The 9,391-nt window shown below is 62.2% G+C and carries 14 protein-coding genes; 8 read left to right on the top strand and 6 right to left on the bottom strand.

Translation table 11 applies throughout. The annotated features are described in order from the left end of the window. Positions 1-666 precede the first annotated feature (666 nt). Positions 667-1,824: a DNA-methyltransferase gene (locus OOZ19_RS29805; RefSeq protein ID WP_266093507.1), complete on the top strand. Its 1,158-nt coding sequence runs from the start codon at positions 667-669 to the stop codon at positions 1,822-1,824. Here OOZ19_RS29805 and OOZ19_RS29800 read toward each other — a convergent pair. The 4 genes from OOZ19_RS29800 to OOZ19_RS29785 form a co-directional block, all read right to left on the bottom strand. Beyond that, on the bottom strand, positions 1,816-2,763 hold the full coding sequence (locus OOZ19_RS29800) for a NotI family restriction endonuclease (RefSeq protein ID WP_266093506.1): 948 nt from the start codon (positions 2,761-2,763) through the stop codon (positions 1,816-1,818). The two genes, OOZ19_RS29805 and OOZ19_RS29800, sit on opposite strands and share 9 nt — an antisense overlap. A 443-nt stretch (positions 2,764-3,206) precedes the next feature. Continuing rightward, positions 3,207-3,413 carry a hypothetical protein gene (locus OOZ19_RS29795; protein ID WP_266093505.1) on the bottom strand — a complete coding sequence of 69 codons (207 nt, stop codon included), beginning with the start codon at positions 3,411-3,413 and terminating at the stop codon, positions 3,207-3,209. Next, positions 3,410-3,730, bottom strand: coding sequence for a helix-turn-helix domain-containing protein (locus OOZ19_RS29790; protein ID WP_266093504.1), 321 nt, complete (start codon positions 3,728-3,730; stop codon positions 3,410-3,412). The genes OOZ19_RS29795 and OOZ19_RS29790 overlap by 4 nt, the downstream gene beginning before the upstream one ends. A gap of 4 nt (positions 3,731-3,734) precedes the next feature. Further along, positions 3,735-3,926, bottom strand: coding sequence for a hypothetical protein (locus OOZ19_RS29785; RefSeq protein ID WP_266093503.1), 192 nt, complete (start codon positions 3,924-3,926; stop codon positions 3,735-3,737). Positions 3,927-4,025: 99 nt separating this feature from the next. Here OOZ19_RS29785 and OOZ19_RS29780 point away from each other — a divergent pair, with 99 nt between their 5' ends. From OOZ19_RS29780 to OOZ19_RS29770, 3 genes are all read left to right on the top strand, one after another. Next, positions 4,026-4,217 (top strand): MerR family DNA-binding transcriptional regulator, encoded by a 192-nt coding sequence (locus OOZ19_RS29780; protein WP_266093502.1) that lies wholly within the window; start codon positions 4,026-4,028, stop codon positions 4,215-4,217. Positions 4,218-4,308: 91 nt separating this feature from the next. After that, positions 4,309-5,010: an XRE family transcriptional regulator gene (locus OOZ19_RS29775; protein ID WP_266093501.1), complete on the top strand. Its 702-nt coding sequence runs from the start codon at positions 4,309-4,311 to the stop codon at positions 5,008-5,010. 9 nt (positions 5,011-5,019) lie between these two features. Then, positions 5,020-5,490 carry an NUDIX hydrolase gene (locus tag OOZ19_RS29770; RefSeq protein ID WP_266093500.1) on the top strand — a complete coding sequence of 157 codons (471 nt, stop codon included), beginning with the start codon at positions 5,020-5,022 and terminating at the stop codon, positions 5,488-5,490. Here the strand turns inward: OOZ19_RS29770 and OOZ19_RS29765 are convergent. Continuing rightward, positions 5,483-6,031, bottom strand: coding sequence for an HD domain-containing protein (locus OOZ19_RS29765; RefSeq protein ID WP_266093499.1), 549 nt, complete (start codon positions 6,029-6,031; stop codon positions 5,483-5,485). The genes OOZ19_RS29770 and OOZ19_RS29765 overlap by 8 nt on opposite strands. Positions 6,032-6,212: 181 nt before the next feature. After that, positions 6,213-6,563, bottom strand: coding sequence for a GntR family transcriptional regulator (locus tag OOZ19_RS29760; protein ID WP_266093498.1), 351 nt, complete (start codon positions 6,561-6,563; stop codon positions 6,213-6,215). A gap of 124 nt (positions 6,564-6,687) precedes the next feature. Here OOZ19_RS29760 and OOZ19_RS29755 point away from each other — a divergent pair, with 124 nt between their 5' ends. From OOZ19_RS29755 to OOZ19_RS29740, 4 genes are all read left to right on the top strand, one after another. Beyond that, entirely contained in the window at positions 6,688-7,038 is a 351-nt protein-coding gene (locus OOZ19_RS29755; RefSeq protein WP_266093497.1) for a hypothetical protein, read from the top strand. 323 nt (positions 7,039-7,361) lie between these two features. Then, on the top strand, positions 7,362-7,583 hold the full coding sequence (locus OOZ19_RS29750) for a hypothetical protein (RefSeq protein ID WP_266093496.1): 222 nt from the start codon (positions 7,362-7,364) through the stop codon (positions 7,581-7,583). Further along, on the top strand, positions 7,583-7,762 hold the full coding sequence (locus OOZ19_RS29745) for a hypothetical protein (RefSeq protein ID WP_266093495.1): 180 nt from the start codon (positions 7,583-7,585) through the stop codon (positions 7,760-7,762). The genes OOZ19_RS29750 and OOZ19_RS29745 overlap by 1 nt, the downstream gene beginning before the upstream one ends. An 86-nt stretch (positions 7,763-7,848) precedes the next feature. Further along, positions 7,849-9,213: an FtsK/SpoIIIE domain-containing protein gene (locus OOZ19_RS29740; RefSeq protein ID WP_266093494.1), complete on the top strand. Its 1,365-nt coding sequence runs from the start codon at positions 7,849-7,851 to the stop codon at positions 9,211-9,213. Positions 9,214-9,391 lie beyond the last annotated feature (178 nt).

The following is a 9,391-nucleotide window of genomic DNA, read 5'->3' as shown; positions in this document are numbered from 1 at the left end:
CTCGGACTCCTCCAACTCGGCTGCGCCCTCATCTGCTACCGCCAACTACCAACCTCATTCTGAAACGAGTTGTTAGGAGAAGTGGGTTGCCGTCGTTCGGCAACGTTCGTCGATACCTGCCGTGCCCTCGTTGATTCGCGACTGCGAATAGCCACTATGGATGGACATCTGGCAATGTTTGTCGTTGATCTGTGGGGGTAAAGCGGGGGCGCCCCTCGACCCTGACACCTGCCTCCGGAGGGCGTTCCGGTGGCAGCATCTACCTGCTGCGCTGCGGACCACTTGTACGGCAGCCAACCACGAAGCATCGGTCGGTTGCCGTCGCCTGCGGCGCATGTGCCTCGGCTGGTTTTCTCGGTGCGCGATGGATGCACTCTGGCGAACCGTGGAACCCACGGTTCTCGCGTCCGTACCTGTTGACGCTTGCCGTCACCTGATGACATAGCCGGTCACCTGCGTGAACGCCCGCTGCCAAGAGCATGGTCACCTGTCGTCGTATGACGTCGCTGGCGATCGATTATTGGCACTTCCTTGGCAACCCCCAGACCTTGGCGAGCGACCACGCCTGACTACCAGCGACCGCACGCGCAACATCCCAGCCGCCTAGAGCCACGTATAGATGATCTACCTAGGGTTCAGTTAACTGCGAACCAATATCAGCAGAAGTTGGATTTATTAGAGGCTTCCGGGGCTCGGCATCAATTCGATTCAACCGTCAGCTGGTTAATCAAAGGACACTGGCAAGTAATTAAGGAGAGTGACATGGTATATAATTCAAAAAGAAGCGCTAGCAAGGACGTGTGTAACGCACTCCAAAATAAAGGGCAGGACATGGAAGATAATGACGGACTCTTCCCTTCAGGGCCCGACAGTCCCACTGTTGTCCATGAAGGCGACGCTTATGACCTACTGAACAAGCTCCCGGCAGAGTCTGTCGACCTTATCATCACCTCCCCGCCATACTGGGGACATCGTACTTACGGTCTCGCGCACAATTGGGAAATACTCGATGAATGGATTTCCCAAGGGGGCAGCAAAGAGTCGATTCCATCCTATGATTGGTACCGTATGCACGGCGGATGCCTCGGAATGGAACCGCTGCCAGAATGGTACGTAAGCAACCTTGCAGAATTTTTCCAACGCGGTGCACATGCCCTAAAATCACAAGGGAGCATGTGGGTAAACATAGGCGATACATACTTTGCTCGTTGGTCAAGCATCCGCCTCGATGGACGCCAAGGACTGGGCAATAACCCCAGGGAGCGCAGAAAAACACCCATGGGAGGGTTTCGCCAGGAAAAGCAACTGCTCCAGATTCCTGCGCGATTCTCAATCGCAATGCAAGATCTGCGATGGATCTTGCGGAACGATCTAATCTGGGAGAAGCAGAATGTTCCTCCACGCCCCGAGAAAGATCGCCTTCGGCTGGCGCATGAGCATTTCTTTCACTTTGTAAAAAGGCCGAAAGAGGGGCGCGCAAAGTATTACTACGACTTGAGTGCTACCGAACCCGGCTCCCGCGATGTCGTACGCGTAAACGCTGCTCCGGGATCCGACGGACATTCGGCGACATTTCCCGTGCAAGTTATCGAACCCCGAATCTTGAGCTCCTGCCCTCCAGGCGGACTCGTGCTGGACCCGTTTTGTGGAACTGGTCGGGCACTGGCAGTTGCGGCGCGAAATGGCCGCACTGCAATTGGATTCGAAATCACATCTAATTTCTCCGGGGCGGCCAGAAGACATCTAGCGGACACAAAGAAATTTTATGAATCCAACGATGAGGATGTTGAAAAAATGGCAAACAAGGGAGGGTACCTATTCTAGGGGGCTATCTTCATCTTGAAGTAGGTCAAGCTGTGCCGACTGCGGCTTGGCCTTCTTCTTTGCCTTAGCGATAAAATCTTTTCGCGGTACATGTAAAGCTGCTCCACTGGTGTGCATTGCCTCTATGTAACCGTCCAAGGTGGTGCGTACAGTTTCTACATACTTGAACTCTAGTTCTCCGGTATCCTTCGTGGCTCCAGTGTAGTCAAAGCTCATAAATGTGATATCCCAGTCCTCGCTCGCCGCCACCACGGGGAAGTCGATTCGACTTCTAAGTTGGCGGAGGATGCTATGTTGCATAACGACATAGAGCGGGATCTTGATCTCTTTAAAGTACTGGCCCTTTTCGGCGACCTGTGTCCCTAGCCTCTTATAGACGTTCCCGGTATTGATTCCATAATCTACAGTATCCTTTTTTCTCCCTTTCTCTTTCGCCTCGGCAGTAAAGTACTTACGCCAGTTGCTAGCATCTCCATGCTCCCAGGCTTTCCAAGCAGGGCCGACTCCGCCTCCGCGGAGATCGATAGCCTGCGCCTCAATTGCAATAATGTCGACCCCTCCGTCTGCTTTTTTATCGTCAGCGAAGGCAACGTAGTCTATGTTTAGCCGAGGTTTCGATGTGGCGGTAACCTCTGGGACCAGCGTGACGTCTCGACTGCCAAAGTGATCGGACACGGCTCGCTTTATTGGATCTCCGTCAAGGCGATGGTCGCATACAGAGTATGTTTTCGGCACCCCGTCATCCCAAGAAGCCGCGTAGGTGATCGAACAATAGCCGAACTTGTACTGTCTTTTCTTCTCGCAGGCTCGTTCCATAAAATGGCACCATTCTGTACTCCATGCTTCTTTTGCTTCATCAGACGTGCTATCAAAGGCGTAACCGTAGGCCTCCACGATCGGGAACTGGGATCCTCGACGGACGCGATCACTCTCTGCCATACGATCATGTTAGCGGGTGATCGACATCCGGGTCGTTTGGCTACATCTAGGCGATGACCTGCGTATATCTTGGTTTCATTCGAGCGACGGCAGAGGGACCACAAGCAGGAGAGCCCGTGCATGTGGTGACTGATCGCGAGCATGGTGAGAGTGAAGGTGGCCCCCTACGACGATCGACCACACCTCGGTGTCCATCCCCAAGCCGATCCGCGTCCAACGCTCCGTTCGGGATCTATCTACTCATCGCAGTGGCCCCTGCGCGGTTCCTGGCCGCCTGCCTTCCGCTCTGCGCCCGGCTGCCGACCGCTGGGACCGGCGCCAGCCGCACGCCCGGCGGTCGACTTGGCCGGGCTTGCATGCAGCAGGCAGGCGGCCCCGCAGGGGCCGCCCTTGATGAAGAAAAGAAACTCTGAACACGAGCGCTCTGGAGCGCTGATCTGGGGCTAGAGCTCGTGGAGCTTGTGCACGACGCGCTGAAGCAGGGGAAGGGTGGGTTCCGCCCAAGCTCGGTGTGGAAGGTCTGGCTGCGGGCTCTGCTCGGAGGTCTCGGAGAGGTCGGGGAAGAGTTCGCCGTGCCACGCGGTGATGTAGCTGATGTCCGGGGTGCTGAGTTGATGTTTGCCCACGATGGCCCCTGCTTCGTAGGTCATCGGGTGTGGCCGCTGCGGATCTGGCTGAGGCGGCCTCTGGTGATCCCGATGGAGTCGGCAACTTCGCCGTGAGTCATGCCGTTCTCGCGGCGAGCACGTTCGATCGCGATCCGGCGCAGCGCCGACAGCTCGATGACCCGCCGCCCGTACTCGTTGATCAGCTCAGTGGCCCGGGCTGCCTGGAGAACCGGATCGGACTCCCCGCGTAGCGCCTCGACGTCGTTCCATCGGGAGACGTCCGGGTTGCTGGCCGGCCCCGGTGGTAACTGCTCGGGTGAATCGGGCTCTTCGGCTGGCGGGATCGGTGGCGGACTCACGGTTTTAGCCGGACACATCGATGATCACCGGCGGCTCGTGCTCGTGGAGCGCCTGGGCGAGCCGGACTAGAGCGCCCGCGAGGCTTTCGCGCTGCTCGGTCGTGGCTCGTCCTGCGCCGATGTCGAAGGCGGCTTCGTCGAGCGCCCATTGCGCTTGGCGCAGCAGCACGGCCAGTGATCGGGATTCGTCGGACATCGCTACCACCTTATCGAGTCAAACGAGACAAGCGAGTCGAACGTATCAAACGAGTCTGCTGATAGGTGGGTAAACGCGCCAACTGCGACAGTCCATGTCGTGACGAGACCTCGTCTGGTGACCACGGGTGAACTGGCGCGTGAGCTGGGTATCAGCCCGCGCACCGTGGCGCGCTACGTGACCTCGGGTCTGTTGACCCCGACTGAGACGACGCTCGGGGGTCACTACCGCTGGGATGTCGACGAGGTCCGGCAGCAGATCCGCAAGCTCCGCGAGGATGGCGGCGAATGATCCCGGCGCGTGACTTGGCGGGCTCGGCCGTGGCAGGCGGTCGGTGATGGTTGCCAACGAACGACTGCGCGACGCACTGCACCGTCTGGGGATGACGACTGCTGCCCTCGCGGAAGAGCTCAAGGTGGATCCGAAGACGGCGGAGCGATGGGTCGCTACGGGGCGACCGCCGTACGCGCGGACTCGCCAAGCGATCGCTGCGAAGCTCGGGGAGAGCGAGCGGTACTTATGGCCGGACGCCGTGGGCAAGGAGCGCCGCGAGCAGGTCAGCGAGTCCGAACTCCTCCACGTGTACCCGCATCGCAGCTCAGTTCCGTTCGACCTGTGGGACCGGTTGCTGGACCAGGCGACCGAGCACGTCGACATGCTCGTCTACGTCGGCATGTTCATGACGGAGAAGCCGAACCTGCTGGGGACGCTGCGGGAGAAGGCGGCTAGCGGCGCGCGGGTCCGACTGGCGTTCGGCGACCGCGACTGCTCCGCGGTGATGCAGCGGAGCCTGGACGAAGGCATCGGGGAGCACACGATCTCGGCCAAGATCGACCAGGCCTTGGCGTTCTTCCGGCCGCTGTCCGACGTGCCGGGCATCGAGATCCGAACGCACGGGACCGTGCTCTACAACTCGCTGTACCGGTTCGACGAAGAGATGATCGTGAACCCGCACGTGTACGGCAAGCTCGCTTCACACGCTCCGGCGCTCCATCTGCGCCGCCTGGACTCAGGCGATCTGTTCAACACCTACGCCGACAGCTTCGACGCGGTGTGGTCCGCTGCGGCGTCGCACACGTGGTAAGCAGGGCTCATGCCCAAGAAGGACTACTACGACGACCCTGCTGCTCCGGCGGCGAACAGTCTCGTGGTCGCCGTGGCCACCATCGTCCGTGATGACTCCGGACGCGTGCTGATGATCGAGCGCACGGACAACGGCCTGTGGGCGGCGCCTGGCGGTGCGCAAGACGTGGGGGAGACGACCCGGCAGGCGGCCGAGCGCGAAGCCTTCGAGGAGACCGGGCTGACCATCGAGATCACGGGGATCGTCGGAATCTACTCCGACCCGCGCCACGTCATCGCCTACGACGACGGTGAAGTACGACAGGAGTTCTCCATCGTGTTCCACGCCCGGCCGACCGGCGGGGAGCTGCGGACCAGCCAGGAGTCCCGGCGTGTCCACTGGGTAGAGCCGGAGCGAATCGCCGGGCTCGATATCCATCCCTCCATGCGGCTGCGCATCCAGCACGGGTTGGAAGATCGGTCTGAGCCTTACCTCAGCTGACCGTGGCCCTGGCGCGTTGCCGCGTCCGGTCCACTGCCGCGAGCAATTCAGGTGCAGCTCGGGTGATGAAGGTCGTGACCAGGTGGCCGTCCCCGTAGCGCGCCTTGATCTCGGCAATCCGGTCCCGTGCGTCCACCTCGTCGCCGTCGGGCGTGGTGTTCAGGTCGCAGTACCAGAGCGCATCGCGAAGCGGCCCGCGCTCGTCGGTGAACTCCGACAGCTCGGCTGACAGCCCGCGAAGCCCCGCTTCTAGTTCGGCGTACGAGTGGTGCGCGACCAGGTGGACGAGCCGGTCCGGCGCATCGATGCTTCGCAGGAACTTCGCCCCGTCGAGCGGGTGGAACGCTGTGGTCGCGAGGTCCGGCGCATAGCCGACGTCGTGCAGGATTGCCGCTGACTCCAACAGGTCGGCTTCCTCGCCTGCGACCGGCCGGAGCGAACGCGCTCGTTCCGCTACGCCCTGAACGTGGGACCACCGGCGCGGGAGGCTGGTGGAGAGCTTGCTTTCGGCCACGTCGTAGGCCCACTCGAACAGCGTCACGCCGACACCGTATCCGGCGAGGGTCGTGCTCAGGTGCCCCTCAACGCGTGAAGGTGCTTGGGACGCGAAGGGACGTTTTGCAGTCGCCGGACGTCTTCAGCCGTCCCGCTACGCGGTGAAGGTGTCCGCTGGATCGCGGCAATCTTGAGGCATGACAGGGCAGACGAGGAAACCGCAGAGGCTAGGGCCGGTTTTCCAGCGCTTCGACGCGAGCTTGGAGCCCGGCAACGGTGTTCTGAAGCTCCGCGAGCTGGTGGCTGACGGCTGCCGCGGTCGAATCGGCCGGCGCTTCCTTCTCGGCACGGGCTTCTTTCACGAAGTAGCCGAGCCCGGAGACGGCTTGCGCGTAGCCGTCCTGGACCAACTGGTTCAGCGCCTTCTGCGCTGTCATCGCCGAAACCTCGTGTTGCTTCGCGAGGGCGCGGACGGACGGCAACCGGGTTTCAGGGGCGAGGTCGCCACTATCGATCTGGCTCGCGATCCCGGCGGCCATCTCCTGGTACGGGTGCGCGGCGACTCGCTGCTGTTCCACAGAGCGACTGTACCGAGACGCCACATGACGCGCTAGGTCACCCAGATGGAGCAGGGTAGTACGTACTAGCACTGTGCTAGGTTGAACTAGTACGACAAAGAACGACAACGGTGAGGATCAAGCAATGCGGAACATCCCGGTGAACTTGCAGGGCTACAAGCTGATGGTGACGGAGTCTCCGGCGTTGAAGATGCGCGAGAACGACAACGGGGTCGAAGAGGTGGTCACGGACCGGTCTGGGGTTCAGCACTTCGTGGTCTCGCTGTTCGCGAAGAAGCGCCCGATGGAGGGGCAGTTCGCGGAGAAGGGGGAGGAGATCAAGGTGACCTTGACCGCTGACCCCGGTGAGGGGTTCGAAGAGGGCACCTATGTGCAGTTGATCGACGCGACGGTGTCGCCGTGGCAGACCGAGCGCAACGGCCGCTACGCCTCCGGGCTGGCGTACCGCGCGGCGGGTGTGACTCCGCTGGTCTGATCTCCGCCGGTTCTGGCGTGACGGTCTTCTCGTAGAGCAGTTTCTCAAGCCGTTTTCGTCGGCTGCTTGTTCTTTGTCAATTCCACAGTGAGCCGAACTATGTCCTTTTCCGGTGCGGAAAGTGCGCGCCGGATGGGTTCTGGACGAAACGCCGTGAGGCGTCGGGCGGAGAGAGACGCCCCTGACGAGTCCCGAGATGAAAGGGGGATTAGTGATGCGAACTGATTGCGGTGTTGGTTTTCACGGTGCGGGCTGTATGGGCTCGATTGCTGTGGGAACCAGGTGAAGGCGTGGCTGATGAAGTTCGAGAGGAAGGTGTCGGGATGCAGAGCGCGGGTGTGACGCGGTTGGCGGCGCTGCGGACTCGGTTGGACGAACTGCGGTACGCGTTGGACGCGGTAGCGCTGGTGGCTGAGGAGTTCGACGACCAGCGGGACGCGGCGGCGGTGGAGGGGGAAGCGCGGCGTGCGGTGACGGCGCTGAACCGAACTACCGGCGGGTTGAAGAAGAAGGCCGGTGTCGTGGTGGCGAAGGGGTGGAAGTGATGGCGCGGATGGAGGGCGTGCAGCGGCGAATCCGGGAGTTGGACGCGGCGATGGCGTCGGTGAACCGGATGTGCCGGAAGTTCGGGATTCCGGCGGGATCTGAAAAGGACCTGTCGGCGACGAAGAAGGCGGTGGGGAACCTCATCGATCAGATGGAGTTGTCGGCGCGGCGCAGTTAGCGCGCATTCATGTCGGCCAGGGGCATCGGACCTTTCCCGGTTCGGTGCCCCTTTGTCTTGCTCTCAACACGGAAAGGTTTCTGGTCATGGCGGATACGCGGGTCAAGGTGAACACCCCGATTAGGGCTGCTGGACGGTTCGTGTGGCGGCATCCGCGTTCGGTGGCGGCGAGCCTCGCTGTTGGTGCCGCGACCTGCTACGTCGGGTATGTCGCGATGTTGATCGGCGCCGGTTCTGTGGTGGTCGCTGGTGGGTCGTGGCGGCTTCTGGATGCTCCGACGTTCGACCGGTTCGCCGGTCGGCTGCTGCGGGCGTGGTGGCGGCGCTGGGCGGTGTACCGGAGACGCTGGTTCGCGCTGGCCTATCGGGTCGGCCTGGTCGTCACCGATCACCGTGGGCGGGAGCGACTGCCGGTGGTGGAGCGGGTTTCGTCGTCGTGGTCCTGGGATCACGTGCGGGTGCGCATGGTCGATACCCAGGCCCCGGAGGACTACGAAGCGGTCGTCGGGCGGATCGCCAACGCCTACGGGGCGCTGCGGGGTTCGGTGCGGGTCCTCGGGCCGTCGACGTTGTCGCTGGACTTGCAGCGCCGCGAGCCGTTCCACGACATGCACGTTCCCGTGCCGACTCTGTCCGATCACGCGGCCGGGGTGGACCTGGCGCAGCTGGTGCTGGGGCGGGACGAGTACGGCCGGGATTTCGCGCTGAACCTCGCCTCGACGCACGTCCTGGTGGGCGGGGCGACAGGAGCGGGGAAGGGCTCGGTGCTGTGGGGGCTGCTGCGCAGCCTCGCGGCGATGATCCGGGCCGGGTGGGCTCGGGTGTGGGTGATCGACCCCAAAGGCGGGATGGAGTTCTCGGCCGGTGCCGGGATGTTCCACCGCTTCGCCACTTCGGATGAGGAGGGCGTGGAGCTGCTGGCCGAGTACACCGACGTCCTCGACGACCGGAAAGCCGAACTCGGCGCGGCCGGGCTGCGCTCGTTCACCCCTTCGGTCGAGACCCCGCTTGAGCTGCTGGTGGTCGATGAGCTGGCGGCGATGACCGAGTACGCCGACCGCTCCATCCAGAAGGAGTTCGAACCGATGCTGGGCAAAGCGCTGACCCAGTACCGGGCGCCCGGTGGCCGGGTGGTGGCCGCGGTGCAGGAACCGACGAAGGACACCGTTCCCATGCGGGGCCTGTTCCCGACGAAGCTCGCGATGCGCCTCGATTCTGAGTCGTACGTGGACATGTGCTTGGGCGAAGGGATGCGGGACCGGGGCGCGCTGGCCGACCAGATTCCGGAGTTCCTGCCCGGCGTCGGCTACTGCAAGGTCGACGGCCGCCGCGAACCCCTGCGGTTCCGTGCCGGGTACAGCACCGATCACGACATCGCCGACCTCGTGGCCTTCTGCACCGCCGGTCCTGGTGCCGAGGTGGTCAACCTCCGCGCGACCGGCGCGGCCTGAATCAAGTTCAACGTCCTCGGGCTGGATCCGTTCCAGCTCGCGATTCGTATTGCTGTGAAAGGAGATCCGCCATGTTCCAAGTTCATCTGACGCTGGGCTCGTTACAGCTCGTTTCAGAATGATCGGCGTGTCTGATGGCGATGTTTGATCGACTCGGTGCATGGTCTCGGCATGATCG

It is taken from the genome of Saccharopolyspora sp. NFXS83, from assembly GCF_026241095.1.
Classification (GTDB): domain Bacteria; phylum Actinomycetota; class Actinomycetes; order Mycobacteriales; family Pseudonocardiaceae; genus Saccharopolyspora_C.
This window is presented reverse-complemented; position numbering and strand designations above follow the sequence as displayed.